The sequence below is a fragment of the Streptomyces sp. NPDC041200 genome, assembly GCF_055591805.1.
This window is the reverse complement of the sequence record NZ_JBVIZF010000028.1, coordinates 39,711-65,569: the sequence shown is the minus strand read 5'-3', so window position 1 is coordinate 65,569 and position 25,859 is coordinate 39,711. Positions and strand designations below refer to the sequence as shown.

The 25,859-nt window shown below is 73.3% G+C and carries 2 protein-coding genes; both read left to right on the top strand.

Features of this window, described 5'->3' with window-relative positions:
* The first annotated feature begins 36 nt into the window (after positions 1 to 36).
* Positions 37 to 16,125 carry a type I polyketide synthase gene (locus tag ACZ6CL_RS34615; protein WP_468943304.1) on the top strand — a complete coding sequence of 5,363 codons (16,089 nt, stop codon included), beginning with the start codon at positions 37 to 39 and terminating at the stop codon, positions 16,123 to 16,125.
* Between the two features lie 59 nt (positions 16,126 to 16,184).
* Positions 16,185 to 25,817, top strand: a complete 9,633-nt coding sequence (locus ACZ6CL_RS34610) for a type I polyketide synthase (protein WP_468943311.1) — start codon at positions 16,185 to 16,187, stop codon at positions 25,815 to 25,817.
* Positions 25,818 to 25,859 lie beyond the last annotated feature (42 nt).

Sequence of the window (25,859 nt, the reverse complement as noted above, 5' to 3'; positions counted from 1 at the left end):
GAGCTTTCGGACTCTCTCAACCGCGGAGACGGCGTAATGGCGACGGCGAACGAAGAGAAATACCTCGACTACCTCAAGCGGGCCACCACCGACCTGCGCGAGGCGCGGCGGCGGCTGCGCGAGGTCGAGGAGCGCGAGCAGGAACCCATCGCCATCGTGGCGATGAGCTGTCGCTACCCGGGTGGCGTGCGGACGCCCGAGGAGCTGTGGGACCTCGTCGCCCGCGGCGGTGACGCGGCCTCGCCGTACCCCACCGACCGCGGCTGGGGCACCGACGTCCTCTTCGATCCCGAGCCGGACAGCGGCCAGGAGCCGTACGTCCGCGAGGGCGGCTTCCTGCACGAGGCCGCCGAGTTCGACCCGGCGTTCTTCGGCATCTCGCCGCGCGAGGCGCTGGCCATGGACCCGCAGCAGCGGTTGCTGCTGGAGACGTCGTGGGAGGCGTTCGAGCGCGCGGGCATCGACCCGACGACGCTTCGCGGCACCCAGACCGGTGTGTTCGCGGGCGTCATGTACCACGACTACGCGTCCCGGCTGTTCTCCGCGCCCGAGGACGTCGAGGGCTTCCTCGGCAACGGCAGCTCCGGGTCCATCGCCTCCGGCCGCGTCGCGTACACCTTCGGACTGGAGGGCCCGGCCGTCACCATCGACACGGCCTGCTCCTCCTCCCTGGTCGCCCTGCACTTCGCCGCGCAGGCGCTGCGGCGCGGCGAGTGCTCGCTCGCGCTGGCCGGTGGCGTCACCGTCATGGCCACCCCCGGCACCTTCACCGAGTTCAGCCGCCAGCGCGGGCTGGCCACCGACGGCCGCTGCAAGTCGTTCGCGGACGCGGCCGACGGCACCGGCTGGGGCGAGGGCGCGGGCATGCTGCTGCTGGAGCGGCTGTCCGACGCCCGCGCGAACGGCCACCAGGTGCTCGGCCTCGTACGCGGCTCCGCCATCAACCAGGACGGCGCCAGCAGCGGCCTCACCGCCCCCAACGGCCCCTCCCAGCAGCGCGTCATCCGCCAGGCCCTGTCCGGCGCCCGGCTCTCCGCCGGGCAGATCGACGTGGTCGAGGCGCACGGTACGGGGACGACGCTGGGCGACCCCATCGAGGCGCAGGCGCTGCTCGCCACGTACGGGCGCGACCACACCGACGAGCAGCCCCTGTGGCTCGGGTCCATCAAGTCCAACATCGGGCACACCCAGGCCGCAGCCGGTGTCGCGGGCATCATCAAGATGGTCATGGCGATGCGCCACGGGGTCATCCCGCAGACGCTGCACGTCGACCAGCCCACCTCCAACGTCGACTGGTCGGCGGGCGCCGTCTCGCTGCTCACCGAGAGCCGCGCGTGGCCCGACACCGGGCAGCCGCGCCGCGCCGCCGTGTCCTCGTTCGGCATCAGCGGCACCAACGCGCACACCATCCTGGAGCAGGCGCCCGACCCGGCCGCCGCCACCGAGGAATCGCAGGCCACCGAAGACGGGAGCCCCGCCGCCGCGCTGCCGCTGTGGACCGTCGCGGCCACGTCCCGGACCGCGCTGCGCGCCCAGGCCGCGAACCTCCGCGCCCACCTGGACGCCCACCCCGAACTCCCGCTCGCCGACGCCGCGTTCTCCCTGGCCACGGGCCGGGCCGCCTTCGACCACCGCGCGGCGATCGTCGCCGACGACCGCGAGGGCCTGGTCCGGGCCCTCGACGCGCTGAGCCACGAGGAGCCCGCGACCGGGCTGTTCGACGGCAAGGTGGCGGGCGGCAAGGTGGCGTTCCTGTTCACCGGGCAGGGCAGCCAGCGGCTGGGGATGGGGCGCGAGCTGTATGACGCGTATCCGGTCTTCGCGCAGGCCCTGGACGCGGTGTGCGCGGAGCTGGATCAGCACCTCGAACGGCCGCTGCGTGACGTGCTCTTCGGTGCGGACGCGGGGGTTCTGGACCAGACAGGGTTCACTCAGCCCGCGTTGTTCGCGGTGGAGGTGGCGCTGTTCCGGCTGGTGGAGGCGTGGGGCCTGCGGGCGGACTTCCTGTCGGGGCACTCGATCGGTGAGCTGGCCGCCGCGCATGTGGCGGGCGTCTTCTCGCTCGCGGACGCGTGCCGATTGGTGGCTGCGCGTGGGCGGTTGATGCAGGAGCTTCCGGCCGGTGGCGCGATGGTCGCGGTGCAGGCGTCGGAGGACGAGGTGGCGCCGCTGCTCGGTGAGCGGGTGAGCATTGCCGCCCTCAACGGGCCCACGTCGGTGGTCCTCGCGGGTGATGACGACGCTGTGGCCGAGGTTGCGGCGTCGTTTGAGGAGCGGGGTCGTAAGACGAAGCGGCTCGCGGTGAGCCATGCGTTCCATTCGCCCCGTATGGACGGGATGCTGGAGGCGTTCCGTCAGGTGGCGCGGGGGCTGACGTACGAGGCTCCGCGCATCCCGATCGTGTCCAACCTGACCGGTGCCGTGGTGTCCGCCGAGGAGATCACCAGTCCGGACTTCTGGGTGCGGCATGTCCGGGAGGCCGTGCGCTTCCTCGACGGCGTGCGCACGCTGGAGGAGCGCAACGTCAGGACGTTCGTCGAGCTGGGCCCGGACGGTGTGCTCACCGCCATGGCACAGGACTGTCTGACCCGTGACGACACCACCCTTGTCTCCGCGCTGCGCACCGGCCGCCCCGAGGTCCGGAGCCTGGCCACCGCCCTCGCGCAGACGCACGTACGCGGCGTTTCCCCCGACTGGAACGCGGTGTTCGCCGGGACCGACACCGCGCGCGCCGACCTGCCGCTGTACGCCTTCCAGCGCGAAACGTACTGGCTGGACGCCGGATACCCGATGGGCGACGTGGCGTCCGCCGGGCTCGGCGCCGCCGACCACCCGCTGCTGGGCGCCGCCGTGGCGCTCGCCGACACCGACGGCTTCCTCTACACCGGCCGCCTCGCCCTGGACACCCACCCGTGGCTCGCGGACCACACGGTGGCCGGTTCCGTGCTGCTGCCCGGGACCGCGTTCGTGGAGCTGGCGGTGCGCGCCGGTGACCAGGTGGGATGCGATCTGCTGGAGGAGCTGACCCTGGAGGCGCCGTTGGTGCTTCCCGAGGTGGGTGGCGTTCAGCTTCAGCTGTCGGTGGGCGCGCCCGACGCGTCGGGGCGGCGTTCGCTGACGGTGTACTCGCGGTCCGAGGACGCGGCCGTGGATGAGGTGTGGGAGCGCCACGCCTCGGGTGTCCTGGGGTCGGGGGCGTCGTCTGCCGCCTCCTTCGACCTGGGCGTGTGGCCTCCGGCCGGTGCCCAGGCGCTGCCTGTCGAGGGCCTGTACGAGGGGCTGGCCGACGCCGGGCTCGCCTACGGTCCGGTGTTCCAGGGGCTGAAGTCTGCCTGGCGGCTGGGCGATGACGTCTACGCCGAGCTGGAGTTGCCGGAGGACGCGCGGACGGAGGCGGGTTCGTACGGTCTGCATCCGGCGCTGCTGGACTCCGCGTTGCACGCGGTGGGTCTTGGCGGCCTGATCGGGGACGAGGACGGGGCTCGGCTGCCGTTCTCGTGGTCGGGTGTGTCGCTGCACGCGGTGGGTGCGTCGGTGCTGCGGGTGCGGTTGGCGGCGGCTGGTACGGATGCGGTGTCGTTGGCGGTGGCCGATGGCGCGGGTCGTGCCGTGCTGTCGGTGGACTCGCTGGTGCTGCGTCCGGTGGCCACCGAGCAGATCCGTGGCGCGCGGGGCGCGCGCCAGGAGTCGCTGTACCGGCTCGACTGGGCCGAGATATCGGGCGCGGGCGCGGCGGGGCAGTGGGCGCTGCTGGGGTCCGACGCCCTCGGCTTGGCACCGTCGGTTGATACCTACGCGGACCTGGACGCGCTGGCCACGGCCGTCACCTCTGGCGCCGCCATGCCGGATGACGTACTGGTTTCCCTCGGCCCCGAGGGGGATGGCGACCCCGCCGCAGTGCGCCGGGCCACGGGCGAGGCGCTGGGCCTGGTCCAGGCGTGGCTGAAGGACGAGCGGTTCGCGGACGCCCGGCTGGTGGTGCTGACCTCGGGTGCCGTAGCCGCCGGTACGGACGAGCCGGTGACCGATCTGGCCCACGCCGCCGTGTGGGGGCTGGTGCGGTCCGCCGAGTCGGAGAACCCCGGCCGGTTCGTGCTGGTTGATGTGGATGGTGCCGCTGACTCGCGTACGGCGGTGTCGGGCGCGCTGGCGTCGGGCGAGCCGCAGGTGGCCGTACGGGACGGTGTGCTGAGGGCGCCGCGTCTGGCGCGGGCCGTGGTGGACGCCGAGCAGGTTCCCGATATCGGTGCCGAGGGCACGGTGTTGGTGACCGGTGCGAGTGGCACGCTGGGCGGGCTGGTGGCGCGGCATCTGGTGGCGGAGCGTGGCGTACGGCAGCTGCTGTTGGTGAGCCGTCGTGGTGCGGAGGCGCCGGGGGCTGCGGAACTCGGCGCGGAGTTGGGCGCGTTGGGTGCCGAGGTGCGGTGGGCCGCGTGTGATGTGGCGGACCGTGGCGCGCTGGCGGAGGTGCTGGGGTCGGTTCCGGCTGAGCATCCGTTGACGGGCGTTGTGCACACGGCCGGTGTGCTGGACGACGGTGTGATCGGCTCGCTGACGCCGGAGCGCTTGGATATCGTCCTGCGCCCGAAGGTGGACGCGGCCTGGAACCTGCACGAGCTGACGGCGGATCTGGATCTGTCGGCGTTTGTGGTGTTCTCGTCGGCCTCCGGTGTCTTCGGCGGCGCGGGGCAGGGCAACTACGCCGCCGCCAACGCGTATGTGGACGCGCTGGCGCAGCACCGCCGGGCGCGTGGCCTGGCTGGTACGTCGCTGGCCTGGGGTCTGTGGGCGGACTCCAGCGGCATGACCGGTGCCTTGGACGAGGCCGATGTGTCCCGGATGAGCCGGGGTGGCGTCGCCGCGCTGTCGGCCGCCGAGGGGCTGGAGCTGTTCGACGCGGCGTGTGGTGCGGGCGAGGCGCTGCTCGTGCCGGTGCGGCTGGACTTGGCGGCGGTGCGGGCCGAGGCCGCGTCGTCGGGTGTGGTGGCGCCGCTCATGCGGGGGCTGGTGCGGGCGTCGGCGCGGCGTACGGCGGAAGCCTCCTCTGGGTCGGGCGCGCTGGCGCGGCGGCTGGCCGGGCTCGGCGAGGCCGAACGGCTCGGCCTGCTGCTGGGGTTGGTCCGTACGCAGGTCGCCGCCGTCCTGGGATACGGCTCCGCCGACTCCGTGGACCCCGACCGCGCCTTCCGCGACCTGGGCTTCGACTCGCTGACCGCCGTCGAGCTGCGCAACCGCGTGAACGCGGCCACCGGGATGCGGCTCCCCGCCACCCTGGTCTTCGACTACCCGACCTCCCTCGTCCTGGCCGAACACCTTCGGGCCGAACTGGCGGGCACCGATGCTCAGTTGGCGGTTCCGGCGTCGACCGTGGGCGCGGTCGACGATGAGCCGATCGCCATCGTCGCCATGAGCTGCCGCTTCCCGGGTGGGGTGCGTACCCCCGAGGAGCTGTGGCAGCTGCTGGCCTCCGGGCAGGACGCGATCTCCGGCTTCCCGGTCGACCGTGGCTGGGACCTGGACACGATCTACCACCCGGACCCCGAGCACCCGGGCACCTCGTACACCCGCGAGGGCGGCTTCCTCCACCACGCCGCCGACTTCGACCCCACCTTCTTCGGCATCTCGCCGCGCGAGGCCGTCGCCACCGACCCGCAGCAGCGGCTGCTGCTGGAGACGTCGTGGGAGGCCTTCGAGCGGGCCGGGATCGACCCCGCGTCGCTGCGCGGCAGCCAGACCGGTGTGTTCGCGGGCGTCATGTACCACGACTACGCCACGCTCGTGGAGCAGGCGCCCGACGGCGGTGGCGAGGGCGCGATCGGTTCCGGCAGCACCGGCTCCATCGCCTCCGGCCGGGTCGCGTACGCCCTGGGCCTGGAGGGCCCGGCGGTGACGGTGGACACGGCCTGTTCGTCGTCGCTGGTCGCCCTGCACTGGGCCATGCAGGCGCTGCGGGCGGGGGAGTGCTCCCTCGCCCTGGCCGGTGGTGTGACGGTGATGGCCACCCCGGCCACCTTCATCGGCTTCAGCCGCCAGGGCGGCCTGTCCGCCGACGGCCGGTGCAAGGCGTTCTCGGCGGACGCGGACGGTACGGGCTGGGCCGAGGGCGCGGGCATGCTGCTCGTGGAACGGCTGTCGGACGCGCGCCGCAACGGCCACCCCGTGCTGGCGGTCGTGCGTGGCTCGGCCGTCAACCAGGACGGTGCGTCCAATGGTCTGACGGCGCCGAACGGCCCGTCGCAGCAGCGGGTCATCCGGCAGGCGCTGGCCGGTGCGGGGCTGTCGGCTGGCGATGTGGACGCGGTGGAGGCGCACGGTACGGGGACGACGCTGGGCGACCCGATCGAGGCGCAGGCGCTGCTGGCCACGTACGGCCGGGACCGCGCCGATGACCAGCCGCTGTGGCTGGGGTCCATCAAGTCGAACATGGGCCACACGCAGGCCGCGGCTGGTGTCGCGGGCGTGATGAAGATGGTGCTCGCCATGCGGTACGGGGTGCTGCCGCAGACCCTGCACGCGGGCGAGGCGTCGCCGCATGTCGACTGGTCGGCGGGTGCGGTGTCGCTGCTCACGGAGGCCATGGAGTGGCCGGAGACCGGCCGTCCGCGCCGGGCGGGCATCTCGTCGTTCGGCATCAGCGGCACCAATGTGCACACGATCATCGAGCAGGCCCCGGTCGAGGCGGACGCGGAGACCGTCGTTGACGCCGCTCTGCCGGTGCTGCCCTGGGTGATCTCCGGCCGCAGCGCGGCCGCGCTGCGGGAGCAGGCCTCGCGGCTGCGGGCACACATGGACGCCCGCCCCGAGCTGCGCCCCGTCGACCTCGCCTACTCGCTCGCGACCACCCGGTCCGCCTTCGACCACCGCGCGGCCGTCGTCGCCGACGACCGCGCCGGGCTGCTGGCCCGTCTGGAGGCGTTGGCTTCTGGTGAACCGGCCACGGGTGTGGTGCAGGGCTCGCCGGTGGCCGGAAAGCTCGCCTTCCTGTTCACGGGCCAGGGCAGCCAGCGGCTGGGGATGGGTCGTGAGCTGTACGACGCGTACCCGGCGTTCGCGGAGGCGCTGGACGCGGTGTGCGATGCGCTGGACGGGCATCTTGAGCGGCCGTTGAAGGCGGTGCTGTTCGGGGACGATGCGGGGGTTCTGGACCAGACGGGGTTCACCCAGCCCGCGCTGTTCGCGGTGGAGGTGGCGCTGTTCCGGCTGGTGGAGGCGTGGGGTGTGCGGCCCGACTTCCTGTCCGGCCACTCCATCGGCGAGCTGGCTGCCGCGCATGTGGCGGGTGTGTTGTCGCTCGCGGACGCGTGCCGTTTGGTGGCTGCGCGTGGGCGGTTGATGCAGGAGCTTCCGGCGGGTGGCGCGATGGTCGCCGTCCAGGCGTCGGAAGAGGAAGTGGTGCCGCTGCTCGGTGAGCGGGTGAGCATTGCCGCCCTCAACGGGCCCGCGTCCGTGGTCATCGCGGGTGACGAGGACGCTGTGGTGGAGGTCGCGGCGGGCTTTGAGGAGCGGGGTCGTAAGACCAAGCGGCTCATGGTCAGCCACGCGTTCCACTCGCCGCGCATGGACGGGATGCTGGACGCGTTCCGCCAGGTCGCGGAGGGGCTGTCGTATGAGGCCCCGCGCATTCCGATCGTGTCCAACCTGACCGGGGATGTCGTCTCCGCCGAGGAGATCGCGACCGCCGACTTCTGGGTGCGGCATGTCCGGGAGGCGGTGCGCTTCCTCGATGGTGTGCGTGCTCTGGAGGCTCAGGGCGTCACGACGTTCGTGGAGCTGGGGCCGGACGGTGTGCTCACCGCCATGGCGCAGGAGTGTGTGACCGGCGACGATGTCGCGTCCGTCTCCGTCTGCCGCAAGGACCGTGCTGAGGCCGAGGCGCTGGTGTCGGCTGTCGCGCGGGCCCATGTGCGGGGCGTGGCGGTGGACTGGGATGCCGTCTTCGCCGGTACGGGCGCCGCGCGGGTCGAGCTTCCGACGTACGCGTTCCAGTACGAGCGCTACTGGCCGGAGCTGCCCGCTGCCCTGGGCGGTACGGCCGGGCTGGGGCTGGCGACCGTCGACCATCCGTTGGTGGGGGCTGCTGTTCCGCTGGCGGGTGGCGATGGGCTGCTGCTGACCGGGCGGCTCTCGGTGCGGACGCATCCGTGGTTGCTTGATCACGTGGTGATGGGTTCGGTGTTGCTGCCGGGCACGGCCTTTGTCGAGCTGGCGGTTCACGCTGGTGACCAGCTCGGGTGTGACCTGGTGGAGGAGCTGACGCTGGAGGCGCCGTTGGTGCTTCCTGAGACGGGTGGCGTACAGCTTCAGGTGTCGGTCGGTGCGGTGGACGGCGCCGGGCGTCGTGCGGTCGAGGTGTACTCGCGGCTTGAGGACGCGGCCGCTGATGAGCCGTGGGTGCGGCACGCCTCGGGTGCGTTGGCGGAGGGTGCGTCGTCCGGCTCGCTCGATCTGGGGGTGTGGCCTCCGGCGGGTGCGACGCCGGTTGAGCTGGATGGTCTGTACGAGGGCATGGCGGGACTTGGGCTGGCGTACGGCCCGGTGTTCCAGGGGCTGAAGTCTGCCTGGCGGCTGGGCGATGAGGTCTTCGCCGAGCTGGAGTTGCCGGAGGACGCGCGGTCCGAGGCGGGTTCGTTCGGTCTGCATCCGGCTCTGTTGGATTCGGCGTTGCACGCGGTGGGTCTTGGCGGCCTGATCGGGGACGAGGACGGGGCTCGGCTGCCGTTCTCGTGGTCGGGTGTGTCGCTGCACGCGGTGGGTGCGTCGGTGCTGCGGGTGCGGTTGGCGGCGGCTGGTACGGATGCGGTGTCGTTGGCGGTGGCCGATGGCGCGGGTCGTGCCGTGCTGTCGGTGGACTCGCTCGTGCTGCGTCCGGTGGCCGCTGAGCAGATCAGCGGTGCGCGCGGGAGCCGTCAGGAGTCGCTGTACCGCCTGGAGTGGACCGAGTCGGCCTCTCCGGCCGCTGCGGACACGCCGGTCGGCGATGGTTGGGCGGTGCTCGGTTCCGAGAGCCTGTTCGGTGCGGGAGTGGCCGCGTACGCGGATCTGGCCGCACTGGGCGCGGCGGTTGAGTCGGGCGCGGCGTCGGTCGATGAGGTGATCGTCGACTTCGCGTCTGATGGAAACGACGGTCCGGTTGCCGTCCACCAGACCACTGCCAGGGCGCTGGAGCTGATCCAGGCGTACCTGACCGATGAGCGGTTCGCGGCTGCCCGCCTGGTGGTGCTGACCTCGGGCGCGGTGGCCACCCGGGCCGGTGAGCCGGTGGCGGACCTGGCAGGCGCCGCTGTGTGGGGTCTGCTGCGCTCGGCGCAGTCGGAGAACCCGGGCCGGTTTGTGCTGGTCGACGTCGACGGTCAGGACGCGTCGTTCCGTGCGCTGTCCGCCGGGCTTGCCTCGGGGGAGGCGCAGCTCGCGCTGCGCGCCGGGGTGGTGCTGGTGCCGCGTCTGGCGCGGGCGGTCGCGGATTCCTCGGATGCCGTAGCGGAGTTCGGCGCCGAGGGCACGGTGTTGGTGACCGGTGCGAGTGGCACGCTGGGCGGGCTGGTGGCGCGGCATCTGGTGGCGGAGCGTGGCGTACGGCAGCTGCTGTTGGTGAGCCGTCGTGGTGCGGAGGCGCCGGGGGCTGCGGAACTCGGCGCGGAGTTGGCCGGGTTGGGTGCCGAGGTGCGGTGGGCCGCGTGTGATGTGGCGGACCGTGGCGCGCTGGCGGAGGTGCTGGGGTCGGTTCCGGCTGAGCATCCGTTGACGGGCGTTGTGCACACGGCCGGTGTGCTGGACGACGGTGTGATCGGCTCGCTGACGCCGGAGCGGTTGGCGCGGGTGCTGCGGCCGAAGGTGGATGCGGCGTGGCGTCTGCACGAGCTGACGGCGGACCTCGGTCTGTCGGCGTTCGTGGTGTTCTCGTCGGCTGCCGGTGTCTTCGGTAACGCCGGTCAGGGCAACTACGCCGCCGCCAATGCCTTCCTGGACGCGCTGGCGCAGCAGCGTCGGGCGCGCGGTCTGGTCGGTACGTCGCTGGCGTGGGGTCTGTGGGCGGACTCCAGCACGATGACCGGCGCCTTGGACGAGGGCGACGCGTCCCGGATGAGCCGGGGCGGTGTGCTCGCGCTGTCGACCGCCGAGGGGCTGGAGCTGTTCGACGCGGCGGGCCGCTCCGGTGACCCGCTGCTCGTACCGATGTCGCTGGACATGGCCACGCTCCGGGCGCAGGCGGGCAGCGGCGCGCTGCCGCCGCTGTTCCGTGGGCTGGTGCGCGTGCCAGGGCGACGTACGGCGGAGGGCGCGGCGGCCGGTTCGGGTGCGCTGGGGCGGCGGCTGGCCGGGCTCGGCGAGGCCGAACAGCTCGATGTGCTGCTCGACCTGGTCCGCTCGAACGTCGCGGCGGTGCTCGGATACGCCGGTCCGGAGACGGTCGAGCCGGGGCGTTCCTTCCGTGAGCTGGGCTTCGACTCGCTGACGGCGGTGGAACTGCGCAACGCGCTGGGTGCGGCGAGTGAGCTGCGGCTTCCCGCGACGCTGGTCTTCGACTACCCGACGCCGGTGGTGCTAGCGGAGTTCTTGCGCGCGGAGCTTGGCGGGACGGCGGCTGCGGTGGCCGGTCCCGTGGTGGTGTCGGCTGTGGATGACGAGCCGATCGCGATTGTGGGTCTGGGCTGCCGTTATCCGGGTGGGGTGGAGACCCCGGAGGATCTGTGGCGGCTGGTCATGGAAGGCCGGGACGCGATTTCCGAGTTCCCGACCGACCGTGGCTGGGACCTGGACGGCCTCTACCACCCGGACCCGGATCACCCCGGTACCTCGTACTCCCGCGAGGGCGGTTTCGTGGCGGAAGCGGGCCACTTCGACCCGGCCTTCTTCGGGATCTCGCCGCGTGAGGCCCTTGCCATGGACCCGCAGCAGCGGTTGCTGCTGGAGACGTCGTGGGAGGCGTTCGAGCGGGCCGGAATCGACCCGGGTGTGCTGCGGGGCAGCCGTACGGGTGTCTTCGCGGGCGTCATGTACCACGACTACGCGTCCTCGCTCCCGGCGCTCCCGGAAGGCGTTGAGGGCTTCCTCGGTACGGGCAACGCGGCGAGTGTGATTTCGGGCCGGTTGGCGTACACGTTCGGGCTTGAGGGCCCGACGATCACGGTGGATACGGCGTGTTCGTCGTCGTTGGTGGCGTTGCACCTGGCGGTGCAGGCGCTGCGCAACGGTGAATGCTCGCTGGCGCTGGCCGGTGGTGTGACGGTGATGGCGACTCCGGCGCCGTTCGTGGAGTTCAGCCGTCAGCGGGGGCTCGCGGCGGACGGCCGGTGCAAGGCCTTCTCGGCCGACGCCGATGGCACGGGGTGGTCCGAGGGCGCGGGCATGCTGCTGGTGGAGCGGCTGTCCGATGCGCGGAAGAACGGTCACCCGGTGCTGGCGGTCGTCCGTGGCTCGGCCGTCAACCAGGACGGTGCGTCGAATGGTCTGACGGCGCCGAACGGCCCGTCGCAGCAGCGCGTCATCCGGCAGGCGCTGGCGAACGCCGGGCTGTCGGCCGCCGAGGTGGACGCGGTGGAGGCGCATGGCACCGGTACGTCGCTGGGCGACCCGATCGAGGCGCAGGCGCTGCTGGCCACCTACGGCCAGGAGCGGGACGCGGAGCGGCCGTTGCTGCTCGGCTCCATCAAGTCGAACATGGGCCACACGCAGGCCGCTGCCGGTGTCGCGGGCATCATCAAGATCGTGATGGCGATGCGCGAGGGCGTGTTGCCGCGCACCCTGCATGTGGATGAGCCGTCGCCGCACATCGACTGGTCGGCGGGCGCGGTGTCGCTGCTGGGCGAGGCGCGGGAGTGGCCGGAGTCGGGCCGCCCCCGGCGTGCGGCGGTGTCGTCGTTCGGGTTCAGCGGCACGAATGCCCACACGATCATTGAGCAGGCGCCGGTTGCCGAGGATGAAGCGCCGCGCGACGTGGCGGCGGTACCTGGCGTGACGCCGTGGGTCCTGTCGGCGAAGACCGCCGACGCGCTGCGTGCCCAGGCCGTGCGGCTCCGTTCGCACCTGGACGAGCACCCCGAGATCACTCCGGGTGACCTCGGCTACTCCCTCGCCACCACGCGCGCCGCGCTGGACCACCGTGCGGTGGTGGTCGGCGAGGACCATGCCGCACTTGACGCCCTGGCGCGTGGCGAGTCGGCTGCGGGGCTGGTCGAGGGCTCGCTGAGCGACGGCAAGGTGGCGTTCCTGTTCACGGGTCAGGGGAGCCAGCGGCTGGGGATGGGGCGTGAGCTGTACGACGCCTACCCGGTGTTCGCGGAGGCGCTGGACGCCGTCTGCGATGAGCTGGACCGGCATCTTGAAACGCCGCTGAAGACGGTGGTGTTCGGGGATGACGCGGAGGCGCTGGACCGGACCGGTTTCACTCAGCCCGCGCTGTTCGCCATCGAGGTGGCGCTGTTCCGGCTGGTCGAGGCGTGGGGGATGCGGCCCGACTTCCTGTCCGGGCACTCGATCGGTGAGTTGGCCGCCGCGCATGTGGCGGGTGTGCTGTCGCTCGCGGAGGCGTGCACCCTCGTGGCCGCTCGTGGCCGGCTCATGCAGGAGCTTCCGGCCGGTGGCGCGATGATCGCGGTGCAGGCGTCGGAGGACGAGGTGGCGTCGCTGCTCACCGAGCGCGTGAGCATCGCCGCGCTCAACGGCCCGACGTCGGTCGTGATCGCAGGCGATGAGGACGCCGCCGTACAGATCGCGGCGGGCTTTGAGGCGCAGGGTCGTAAGACCAAGCGGCTCACCGTCAGCCACGCGTTCCACTCACCCCGCATGGACGGGATGCTGGACGCGTTCCGCGAGGTCGCGCAGGGGCTCGCCTACCAGGCTCCGCGCATCCCGATCGTCTCCAACCTGACCGGGGATGTCGTCTCCGCCGAGGAGATCGCCACCGCCGACTTCTGGGTGCGCCACGTCCGCGAGGCCGTGCGCTTCCTCGACGGTGTCCGCACCCTCGAAGCGCAGGGCGTCACCACGTACGTCGAGCTGGGCCCGGACGGTGTGCTCACCGCCATGGCGCAGGAGTGCGTCACCGGTGCCGACGCGGCGTTCGTGTCCGCCCTCCGCAAGGACCGCCCCGAGGCCGAGGCGCTGACGGCCGCCGTCGCCGGTGCGTACGTCCGTGGCGTGACGGTTGACTGGGAGGCGTTCTTCGCCGGGACCGGGGCGCGGCGCGCCGAGCTTCCGACGTACGCCTTCCAGCGCGAGCGGTACTGGCTGGAGGCTCCCGCGGGGGCCGTGGGCGACGTGGCGTCGGCCGGTCTCGGCACCGCCGATCACCCGCTGCTGGGTGCCGCCGTGGACCTGCCCGATTCCGACGGCTTCCTCTTCACGGGCCGACTGTCGCTCCGTACGCATCCGTGGCTGGCCGATCACGCCGTCATGGACACCGTGCTGCTGCCGGGCACGGCCCTGGTCGAGCTGGCGGTCCGGGCCGGTGACCAGGTGGGGTGCGACCAGGTCGACGAGCTGACTCTTGAGGCACCGCTGGTCCTCCCCGAACGCGGCGCGGTGCAGCTCCGCGTCTCCGTGGACGAGCCGGACGGTGCCGAGGGGCGGCGCCCGGTGCACATCTACTCGCGCCCGGAGGACGCTGCCGATGAGCCGTGGACCCGGCACGCGGCCGGTGTGCTCTCGGCTTCCGGCGCCGTGGCCACCGCGCTGACGGAGTGGCCCCCGGCGGATGCCGATGGAGTGACTGTCGAGCCGATCGATGTCGACGGCCTGTACGACGGCTTCGCCGTGCTCGGTCTCGCGTACGGCCCGGTGTTCCAGGGGCTGAAGTCCGCCTGGCGGCGTGGCGACGAGGTGTTCGCCGAGGTGGCGTTGGGCGAGGAGCAGCAGGGTGAGGCCCGTGCGTACGGGCTGCACCCGGCGTTGCTGGACGCCGCGCTGCACGCCGTGGGCCTCGGCGAATTCTGGGCGGCGGAGGAGGCCGGGCGGGCCCGGCTGCCGTTCGCGTGGGACTCCGTACGGCTGCACGCGGTCGGTGCGACCGCGCTGCGGGTGCGGGTGTCCCCGGCCGGGCAGGGCGCGGTGGCGCTGGAGATCACCGATGAGGCCGGTGCCCCGGTGGTGTCGGTCGGCTCGCTCGCGCTCCGGCCGCTCGACCCCGGGCAGTTCAACGCTGGCAACGCCCGTCACCACGAGTCGCTGTTCCGCGTCGACTGGGCCGCGCTGCCCACATCCGACGAAGCGCAGCAGGCCCTGTGGGCCGTCCTGGAGAACACCGGCGGCGACCTGAAGATCGCGGCGGCGCTGGCCGACACCGGGATCGAGGCCGAGACCTACGCGGGCCTGTCCGCGCTCGGCGAAGCGGTGGAGGCCGAGGGGATCGCGCCGGACGTGGTCCTCGTACCGTGCCTGCCCGACCTCACCACCCCCGGGGACACGGCGGCCGCGACGCACACCGTGACCCTGCGGGCGCTGGCCCTGGTCCGGGAGTGGCTGGCCGACGAGCGGTTCGCCGCGTCCCGGCTGGTCCTGCTCACCCGGGGCGCCGTGGCCGTGACGGACGGGGAGAACAGCGAGGGCGTGGACGACCTCACCCACGCCGCGCTCTGGGGTCTGGTGCGGTCGGCGCAGGCCGAGCACCCGGGCCGATTCGTCCTGGCCGATGTGGACGGCGCCACCGACGCCGCCCTCCCCGCGCTGCTGTCCGCGCTGCGCTCGGACGAGCCGCAGTTCGCCGTGCGCGCCGGGGCCGCGTACGCACCGCGACTGGCGCGCGTGGCGGCCCTCGACGAGGCGGCCGTGCCCGGCCTCGACCCGGCGGGCACGGTGCTGGTCACCGGCGCGTCCGGCACCCTGGGCGGGCTGCTGGCCCGCCACCTGGTGACCGAGCGCGGGGCCGGGCGGCTGCTGCTGACGAGCCGCCGTGGCGGCGAGGCGGCGGGCGCCGCCGAACTCGCGGACGAACTGGGCCGGTTGGGCGCCGAGGTCACCTGGGCGGCCTGCGACGCGGCCGACCGGGACGCTCTCGCCGCCGTCCTGGCCGACATCCCCGCCGCACACCCGCTGACCGCCGTGATCCACGCGGCGGGCGTGCTCGACGACGGGACACTCGAATCCCTCACCCCCGAGCGCGTGGAGCGGGTGCTCCGTCCGAAGGTCGACGCGGCGTGGAACCTGCACGAGCTGACCCGTGGCCTGGACCTCGCGGAGTTCGTGCTGTTCTCCTCGGCGGCCGGTGTCTTCGGCAACCCGGGGCAGGGCAACTACGCGGCGGCCAACACCTTCCTGGACGCCCTCGCCCAGCACCGGCGCGGCCAGGGCCTGCCCGCCGTCTCGCTGGCCTGGGGCCTGTGGGACGACGAGGTGGGTACGGCCGGGGGCGGCATGGCGTCCACGCTCGCCACCGCCGACCGGCAGCGGATGAACCGCGGCAGCATGAACGCGCTCGGCGCCGCCGAGGGCCTGGCCCTGTTCGACGTGGCCGGGCTCGCCGGACACGGGGTGCTGATCCCCGCCGCCCTGGACCTCGCCGCCCTGCGCGCCCAGTCGACCGCTGGGGTGACGCCCTTGCTGCGCGGGCTGATCCGCACCCCGGTACGGCGCGCCGCCGTGGCCGGTGGCGGCGGGGCGGACGACGCCACGAGCCTGGCCACCCGGCTCGCGGGCATGTCCCCGGCCGAACGGGACCGCCACCTGATCAACCTGGTGTGCGCCCAGGTGGCCACCGTGCTCGGATACGGCAGCGCGGCGGCGATCGAACCGGGAGCGGCCTTCAAGGACCTCGGCTTCGATTCGCTCACCGCCGTCGAACTCCGCAACCGGCTCGGCGCGGCCACCGGCCTCCGGCTCCCGGCCACGCTGATCTTCGACTACCCGACGCCCGACGCCCTCGCCGGCCATCTGCGCGCGGAACTCCCGCACGGGGACGGCGGCGGCCCGTCGGTGTTCGGCGAACTCGACCGGCTGGAAGCCGCCCTGGCGGGGGCCGCCGACGACAGCGTCACCCGCTCCAGGATCACCATGCGGCTCCAGGCCCTGCTGGCGAAGTGGAACGACGCGCAGGACACGGCCGCCGATGGCGACACCGACGACAACGACCTCGATTCCGCGACCGACGATGAGCTTTTCGACCTGCTCGACGACGAACTCGGCTCCTCCTGAAAGGGAGCGTCTGGAACTCATGAGCACCACCTCCCCCTTCGCAAGGAGCCGACGCAATGGTGAATAACGAGGACAAGCTCCGCGACTACCTCAAGCGGGCCACCGCCGACCTGCGTCAGGCCCGCCGCCAGCTGCGCGAGGTCGAGGAGCGCCACCAGGAGCCCATCGCGATCGTCGCGATGAGCTGCCGCTACCCGGGCGGCGTACGCACCCCCGAGGAGCTGTGGCGGCTCGTCGCGGGCGGCGAGGACGCCATCTCCGGCTTCCCCACGGACCGCGGCTGGGACGTCGAGTCGCTGTACGACGCCGACCCCGACCAGGCGGGCGCCAGCTATGTGAGCGAGGGCGGCTTCCTCTACGACGCGGGCGGCTTCGACCCCACGCTCTTCGGTATCTCGCCGCGTGAGGCCCTGGCGATGGACCCGCAGCAGCGGCTGCTGCTGGAGTCGTCGTGGGAGGCGTTCGAGCGCGCGGGCCTCGACCCGACCGGGCTGCGCGGCAGCCGCACCGGCGTGTTCGCGGGCGTCATGTACCACGACTACACCTCGCGGCTCGACGCCATCCCCGAGGGCGTCGAAGGCTTCCTCGGCACCGGAAGCTCCGGCAGCATCGCGTCCGGCCGGGTGTCGTACACCTTCGGCCTGGAGGGCCCGGCGGTCACCGTCGACACGGCGTGTTCGTCGTCGCTGGTCACGCTGCACATGGCGGTGCAGGCGCTGCGCAACGGCGAATGCTCGCTGGCGCTCGCGGGCGGTGTGACCGTGATGGCCACGCCTGCCACGTTCACCGAGTTCAGCCGTCAGCGCGGACTCGCCGCCGACGGCCGCTGCAAGCCGTTCGCCGCCGCCGCTGATGGCACCGGCTGGGGCGAGGGCGTCGGCATGCTGCTCGTGGAGCGGCTGTCCGACGCGCGCCGCAACGGCCACCCGGTGCTCGCCATCGTGCGCGGCTCGGCCGTCAACCAGGACGGCGCGTCGAACGGTCTGACGGCGCCCAACGGCCCCTCCCAGCAGCGCGTCATCCACCAGGCGCTCACCAACGGCCGCCTCGCCGCGGCCGATGTCGACGTGGTCGAGGCGCACGGCACCGGTACGACGCTGGGCGACCCCATCGAGGCGCAGGCGCTGCTCGCCACCTACGGCCAGGACCGCCCCGAGGGGCAGCCGCTGCTGCTCGGCTCCATCAAGTCCAACATCGGCCACACCCAGGCCGCGGCCGGTGTCGCCGGAATCATCAAGATGGTCATGGCCATCCGCCACGGCGTCCTGCCCAAGACCCTCCACCTCGACGAGCCCACCCCGCACGTCGACTGGTCGGCGGGCGCGGTGTCGCTGCTCAGCGAGACCACACCGTGGCCGGAGACCGACCGTCCGCGCCGCGCCGCCGTGTCCTCGTTCGGCTTCAGCGGCACCAACGCGCACACCATCATCGAGCAGGCCCCCGCCGACGAGGAGGGCGCGGAGGAGGTCGCCGAGGAACCCCCGTCGCAGCGGCTGGATGTGGTGCCGTGGGTGGTGTCCGGCAAGAGCGCGGCGGCGTTGCGCGCGCAGGCCGAGCGGCTGCTGACCCACCTGGAGGCCGAGCCCGCGCCGCGCCCGCTGGACGTGGGCCTGTCGCTGGCCACGACGCGCGCACAGCTGGACCACCGCGCGGTGGTGCGCGGCCGCGACCGCGACGAACTGCTCGCCGGGCTGGGCGCGCTGGCCGGTGGTGGCATGGCGTCGGGCGTGGCGCAGGGGTCCGTCGTCGGCGGTCGGACGGCGTTCGTGTTCCCGGGACAGGGCTCGCAGTGGGTGGGCATGGCGGTGGGGCTGATGGAGGCCTCGCCGGTCTTCGCGGCGCGGATCGAGGAGTGCGCGGCGGCTCTGGCGGAGTTCACCGACTGGTCGTTGGTGGATGTGTTGCGGGGTGCGGAGGGTGCGCCGTCGCTGGAGCGCGTCGATGTGGTGCAGCCGGTGCTGTTCGCGGTGATGGTGTCGCTGGCGGAGTTGTGGCGTTCGTTCGGTGTCGAGCCGTCCGCCGTGGTGGGTCATTCGCAGGGTGAGATCGCGGCGGCGTGTGTGGCGGGGATTCTGTCGCTGAAGGACGCGGCGCGTGTGGTGGCGCTGCGCAGTCAGGCGATTGGCCGGGTGCTGGCGGGTCGGGGCGGCATGGTGTCGGTGGCGCTTCCGGTGTCGGAGGTGCGGGAGCGGATCGCGCCGTGGGGCGAGGAGCGCATTTCGGTGGCGGCCGTGAATGGGCCGTCGGCGGTGGTGGTTTCGGGTGAGCCGGCCGCGCTGGATGAGCTGCTGGCGTCGTGTGAGGTGGATGAGGTCCGGGCGCGTCGGGTGCCGGTGGATTACGCGTCGCACTCCGCGCAGGTGGAGTTGTTGCGCGATGAGCTGCTGGAGTTGCTGGCTCCCGTCCAGCCCAAGACGGCCCAGGTGCCGTTCTTGTCGACGGTGACGGGGGAGTGGGTCGAGGGTCCGGAGCTGGACGCCGCGTACTGGTTCACCAACTTGCGCCGGACGGTCGAGCTGGAGGGCGCGGTCCGGCGGCTGCTCGACGAGGGCTTCGGGGCCTTCATCGAGTCCAGCGCGCATCCGGTGCTGGCCATGGGTGTGCAGGAGACCGCCGAGGACGCCGGGATGGACGCGGCGGCGATCGGGTCGCTGCGCCGCGACGAAGGCGGTCTGGACCGCTTCTGGACCTCCCTCGGCGAGGCGTGGACCCGTGGCGTGCGGGTCGACTGGCAGGCGGTGTTCGACGGTACGGGCGCCGAGCGCGTCGAGTTGCCCACGTACGCCTTCCAACACCAGAACTACTGGCTTGAGTCGGGTACGACGCCCGCTGCCGCCACCGCCGCCGACCCCGTCGAGGCCCGCTTCTGGGACGCCGTCGACCGCGAGGACTGGCAGGCGCTGGCCGCCGAGCTGGCCGTCGACGGCGACGAGCAGGTCAGCGCGCTGCTGCCCGCTCTCGCCGCGTGGCGCAAGCAGGCCCGCGAGCAGTCCACCGTGGACGGCTGGCGCTACCGCGTGACGTGGAAGCCGCTCGCCGATGGGCAGCCCGCGCGGCTGTCCGGGGCGTGGCTGCTGGTGGTGCCGGAGTCCGCCGCCGAGGGCGCGTGGGCGACCGGCGTGGTCCGTACGCTCGCCGAACGCGGCGCCGACGTACGGCAGATCGTGGTGGACCCCGGCACCGAGGGCCGTGAGCGGCTGACCGAGCGGCTGCGCACCGCGCTCGCCGACACCGAGGGCATCCCGTTCGCCGGTGTGCTGTCGCTGCTGGCGCTGGACGGCCGTCCGCATCCGCGCCACGGCTCCGTCCCGGCCGGGGTGGCGGCGCAGTTCGCGCTGGTGCAGGCGCTGGGCGACGCGGAGATCGGCGCGCCGCTGTGGTCCGCCACCCGTGGCGCGGTGTCCGTCGGCCGGGCCGATGCGCTGGACGCGCCCGAGCAGGCGCTGATCTGGGGCCTGGGCCGGGTGGCCGCGCTGGAGCACGGCGAGCGCTGGGGCGGTCTGGTCGACCTGCCCGCTACGGCCGACGAGCGGGCGCTGTCCCGGCTGGTCACCGCGCTCGCGGGGGCAGAGGGCGAGGATCAGGTGGCGATCCGCGCTGCCGGGCTCCTCGTACGCCGCCTGGTGCGGGCCCCGCTGAGCGGCACTCCCGCCGTACGCACCTGGAAGCCCGCCGGAACCACCCTGGTCACCGGCGGTACGGGCGCGCTCGGCGCCCATGTGGCGCGCTGGCTGGCCCGCAGTGGCGCCGAGCACCTGGTGCTCACCAGCCGCCGTGGCCCGGACGCTCCCGGCGCCGCCGAGCTGCGCGACGAACTCACCGCGCTCGGCGCCCAGGTCACCATCGCCGCGTGCGATGTGGCCGACCGCGACGCGCTGGCCGAGACGCTGGCCACCGTCCCCGCCGACCGTCCGCTGACCGCCGTCGTGCACACGGCCGCCGTGCTGGACGACGGGGTGATCGAGGGGCTGACCCCGGAGCAGATCGACCGGGTGCTGAAGGTGAAGGTCGACGCCACCCGGCATCTGCACGAGCTGACCCGCGACCTCGACCTGTCCGCGTTCGTGCTGTTCTCGTCCTTCGCGGCCACCTTCGGCGCGCCCGGCCAGGGCAACTACGCGCCGGGCAACGCGTTCCTCGACGCCTTCGCCGAGTGGCGGCGCGCCCAGGGCCTGCCCGCCACCTCGCTGGCCTGGGGCCCGTGGGGCGAGGGCGGCATGGCCGAGGGCGGCGTCGGCGACCGGATGCGCCGCCACGGCGTCATCGAAATGGCGCCCGGCGCGGCCGTCACCGCGCTCCAGCACGCCCTGGACCGCGACGAGTCGGTGCTGACCGTCGCCGACATGGAGTGGAAGCGTTTCGTCCTCGCCTTCACCTCCGGCCGCTCCCGTCCGCTGCTGCACGACCTGCCCGAGGCGCGGGACGTCATCGCGGACATGGGCGCCGACGCCGAGGCGGAGGGCGCCGACAGCGCCGCGCTGACGCGGCAGCTCGCGGGAGCATCGGAGGCCGAGCAGGAGCGGCTGGTGCTGGAGCTGGTGCGGACCGCCGTCGCGGCCGTGCTGGGCTACGCGGGACCCGACGACGTCGAGCCGGGCCGGGCCTTCAAGGACCTGGGCTTCGACTCGCTGACCGCCGTCGAACTCCGCAACCGCCTCGGCGCCGCCAGCGGGCTCAAGCTGCCCCCGACCCTGATCTTCGACTACCCGACCCCCACGGTGCTCGCGCGCCATCTGCGCACCGAGCTGTCCGGCGGGCAGCGGGCGGAGGTGGCCACGCGGCCGGTCGCGGCGGGGTCCGCCGACGACGAGCCCATCGCCATCGTCGCCATGAGCTGCCGCTTCCCGGGCGGTGTCCGCACCCCGGAGGAGCTGTGGCAGCTGCTCGACTCCGGTGGCGACGCGCTGTCGGAGTTCCCCGGCGACCGTGGCTGGGACATCGACGCCCTCTACAACCCGGACCCGGACGCCCAGGGCACCAGCTACACCCGCGAGGGCGGATTCCTCACCGGGGCCGCCGAGTTCGACCCCGCGTTCTTCGGGATCTCGCCGCGTGAGGCCATGGCGATGGACCCGCAGCAGCGGCTGCTGCTGGAGACCTCGTGGGAGGCGTTCGAGCGCGCCGGCATCGACCCGGCCACGCTGCGCGGCAGCCAGTCCGGCGTCTTCGTCGGCACCAACGGCTCCGACTATTCGATCCTCATGCGCGACACCACCGAGGGCTACGAGGGCCACCTCGCCACCGGCAGCGCCGCCAGCGTCGTCTCCGGCCGCCTCTCGTACACCTTCGGCCTGGAAGGGCCCGCCGTCACCGTCGACACCGCCTGCTCGGCGTCGCTGGTGGCGCTGCACCTCGCCGTGCAGGCGCTGCGGGGCGGCGAATGCTCGCTGGCGCTCGCGGGCGGTGTGACGGTCATGGCCACCCCCGGCACGTTCATCGAGTTCAGCCGCCAGCGCGGACTGTCCTCCGACGGCCGCTCCAAGGTGTTCTCGTCGGACGCCGACGGCTTCAGCCCGGCCGAGGGCGTCGGCATGCTGCTCGTGGAGCGGCTGTCGGACGCGCGGAAGAACGGCCACCCGGTGCTCGCGGTCGTCCGCGGCTCCGCCATCAACCAGGACGGTGCGAGCAACGGTCTGACGGCGCCGAACGGCCCGTCCCAGCAGCGCGTCATCCGGCAGGCGCTCGCCAACGCCCGCCTGGGCACCGGCGAGGTCGACGTCGTCGAGGCGCACGGTACGGGGACGTCGCTGGGCGATCCGATCGAGGCGCAGGCGCTGCTGGCCACCTACGGCCAGGACCGGCCCGAGGGTCAGCCGCTGTGGCTCGGCTCCATCAAGTCCAACATCGGCCACGCCCAGGCGGCGGCCGGTGTCGCGGGCGTGATGAAGACGGTGCTCGCCATGCGGCACGGCGTCCTGCCGGAGTCGCTGCACATCGCCGAACCGACCCCGCACGTGGACTGGTCGGCGGGCGACATCGAGCTGCTGACCGAGGCCCGGCCGTGGCCGGAGACCGGCCGCCCGCGCCGCGCCGCCGTATCCTCGTTCGGCTTCAGCGGCACCAACGCCCACGCCATCCTGGAGCAGGCCCCCGTCGAGGAGCCGGACGCACAGCGGGACACCCCGGAGACCGGTGGTGTGCTGCCGTGGGTGCTCTCGGGCAAGAGCGAGGCGGGTTTGCGCGCGCAGGCCGCCAAGCTGCTGGCCCACCTCGACGCCCACCTCGGCGCCGGCCCGGGTCCGCGTCCGGCCGACGTCGGACACTCGCTGGCCACCACCCGTACCGCCTTCGACCGGCGCGCGGTGCTGGTGGGCTCGGACCGGGATGACTTTGCTCGCGGTTTGGACGCCCTTGCTAGGGGGCAGGTCCTCCCCAACCTGGTGCAGGGGGCCTCAATCGGGGGCAAGGCCGCATTCGTGTTCCCAGGACAGGGGTCACAATGGGTAGGCATGGCCGTGGGGCTGTTGGATGCTTCACCGGTGTTCGCTGCCCGTATTGATGAGTGTGCCGCCGCGCTCGCTGAATTCACCGACTGGTCGTTGGTGGATGTGCTGCGAGGAGCGGAGGAAGCGCCGTCACTGGAGCGGGTGGACGTCGTTCAGCCGGTGCTGTTCTCGGTGATGGTGTCCCTGGCGGAGCTGTGGCGTTCGCTGGGTGTGCGGCCGTCCGCGGTGGTGGGCCACTCGCAGGGTGAGATCGCGGCCGCGTGCGTGGCGGGAATCCTGTCCCTCAAGGACGCGGCGCGTGTGGTGGCGCTGCGCAGCCAGGCCATTGGCCGGGTGCTGGCGGGCCAGGGCGGCATGGTGTCGGTGGCGCTGCCGGTGGCGGACGTACGGGAGCGCATCGCGCCGTGGGGCGAGGAGCGCATCTCGGTGGCGGCCGTCAACGGGCCTTCGGCCGTGGTCGTCTCCGGTGAGCCGACCGCTCTGGACGAGCTGGTCGCCTCGTGCGAGGCGGACGAGGTCCGGGCGCGCCGGGTGCCGGTGGACTACGCGTCGCACTCCGCGCAGGTGGAGCTGTTGCGCGACGAGCTGCTGGAACTGCTCGCCCCCGTACAGCCGCAGACGGCCCACACCCCCTTCCTGTCCACCGTGACGGGCGAGTGGGCCGACGGTTCCGAGCTGGACGCCGAGTACTGGTTCACCAACCTCCGCCGCACCGTCGAGCTGGAGAGCGCCATCCGCCGCCTGCTCGACGAGGGCATGAGCGTGTTCATCGAGTCCAGCGCCCACCCGGTGCTGGCCATGGGTGTGCAGGAGACCGCCGAGGACGCGGGCCGCGAGGCTGCGGCGATCGGTTCGCTGCGCCGCGACGAAGGCGGTCTCGACCGCTTCTGGGCCTCCCTCGGTGAGGCGTGGACACGCGGTGTCGACGTCGACTGGGACGCGGTGTTCGACGGCACCGGCGCGGAGCGCGTCGAGCTGCCCACGTACGCCTTCCAGCACCAGCACCTCTGGCCGCGGGCCGCCGACGCCGTGGCGGATGACGCCCCGGCATCATCGTCCGACGCCGTCGACGCCCGCTTCTGGGAGGCCGTCGAGCGCGAGGACCTGGAGTCGCTGGCCGACACCCTCGCCTGCGACGACGACACCGAGCGGTCCTCGCTCGGCGCCGTCCTGCCCGCCCTCGCCTCGTGGCGCAAGCGGGCGCGCGAGCAGTCCACCGTGGACGGCTGGCGCTACCGCGTGACGTGGAAGGCCCAGTCCGAGCGCCAAGCCCCACGGCTGTCCGGGACGTGGCTGCTGGCCGTGCCCGAGTCCGCCGTCACCGACGACTGGACGCTCGGCGCGGTCCGTACGCTCGCCGAACGCGGCGCCGACGTACGGCAGATCACACCGTCCGCCGTGGCATCCGACCGCGGGTCGCTGACCCGTCTGGTGCGCGAGGAACTGGCCGACGCCGGAACCGTCTCCGGTGTGCTGTCGCTGCTCGCCTTCGACGAGCGGACCGCGCCCGGCACGGACGGTGTCGGCGCCGGGCTGACCGGCACCACCGCGCTGATCCAGGCGCTGGGCGACGCCGGGGTGGAGGCGCCGCTGTGGTGCGCCACCCGTGGCGCGGTGTCCGTCAGCGGTACGGACCGCACGGAATCCCCCGAGCAGGCGCTCGTCTGGGGGCTCGGCCGGACCGCCGCGCTGGAGTACCCGCAGCGCTGGGGCGGTCTGGTCGACCTGCCCGGGGCCGCCGACGAGCGGGCGCTGTCCCGGCTCGCCGGGGTGCTCGCCGGGGCCGAGGGCGAAGACCAGCTCGCGGTGCGCGCGGCGGGCGTGTTCGCCCGCAGGCTCGCCCGCTCCCCGCTGGCCGGGGCGCCCGCCGTACGGTCCTGGAAGCCCACCGGAACCACGCTGGTCACCGGCGGTACGGGGGCAGTGGGCGCCCATGTGGCGCGCTGGCTGGCCCGTAGCGGCGCCGAGCACCTGGTGCTCACCAGCCGCCGTGGCCCGGAGGCCCCCGGCGCCGCCGAACTGCGCGACGAACTGACCGCGCTCGGCGCCCGGGTGACCGTCGCGGCGTGCGATGTGGCCGACCGCAAGGCGGTCGAGGCGCTGCTCGCGGCGATCCCGGCCGACCAGCCGCTGACCGCCGTGATGCACGCCGCGGGTGTGCTCGACGACGGCGTACTCGACGCGCTCGACCCCCAGCGGTTCGCGACCGTCCTCGGCCCGAAGGCCGACGCGGCGCGCCATCTGCACGAGCTGACCCGGGGCCTGGAGCTGTCCGCGTTCGTGCTGTTCTCCGGCGTCGCGGGCACCCTCGGCGACGCCGGGCAGGGCAACTACGCGGCGGCCAACGCGTACCTCGACGCACTGGCCGAGCAGCGCCGCGCGGACGGCCTGCCCGCCACCTCCGTGGCCTGGGGCCGCTGGGGTGAGACGGGCCTCGCCGCCGGTGGCGCCATCGGCGAGCGGCTGGACCGCGGCGGTGTCCCGGCGATGGACCCGCACGCGGCCATCGCGGCGCTGCGGCAGGCGCTGGACCACGACGACACGGCCGTGGCCGTCGCCGACATCCAGTGGGAACGCTTCGCCCAGGGCTACACGGCGGTCCGACCCAGCCCGCTCATCGGCGACCTGCCGGAGGTGCGGCGGCTGCGCGAGACCGGCGGCCCGGGCGGCGTCCCGGCGGTGGCCGCGTCCTCGGACGGTTCCCCGGCGGACGCGCTGCGGCAGCGGCTGGCCGGGATCTCCCGGGCCGAACAGTCCCTGGTGGTGCTGGACGTCGTCCGCGCCAACGCGGCCGCGGCGCTCGGCCACCCGACGACCGACGAGGTCGGCGCGGGGCGGGCGTTCAAGGAGCTGGGCTTCGACTCGCTGATCGCGCTGGAGCTGCGCAACCGGCTGGGCGTCGCCACCGGGCAGAAGCTGCCCGCCACGCTGGTCTTCGACTATCCGACCCCGGCGGTGCTCGCCGAGTTCCTCTGCGGCGAACTCGTCGGCGACGGCGGGGCGGCGGCCGCGCCCGGGCTCGCGGAGCTGGACGCGCTGGAGTCGGCCCTGTCCGTCCTCGACCCGGAGAGCGAGGCGCGGGACGACATCGCGGCCCGGCTGCGGGACCTCGCGGCGAAGTGGGCGGAGCCCCGTACGGCCGGTACCGAGACGGCCGACGGCGGCGCCGGCACCGTGACGGAGAAGCTGCAACAGGCGACGCAGGATGAGGTCTTCGACTTCATCGAGAAGGAACTCGGAATCTGAGGACCTGAAGGTTCGCGGGCGCAAGGTTTGTGACGAGAAGCA

Excerpts from the sequence above, each read along its gene's own strand:
- ACZ6CL_RS34615 (WP_468943304.1), top strand. The coding sequence starts at position 37 with ATGGCGACGGCGAACGAAGAGAAATACCTCGACTACCTCAAGCGGGCC.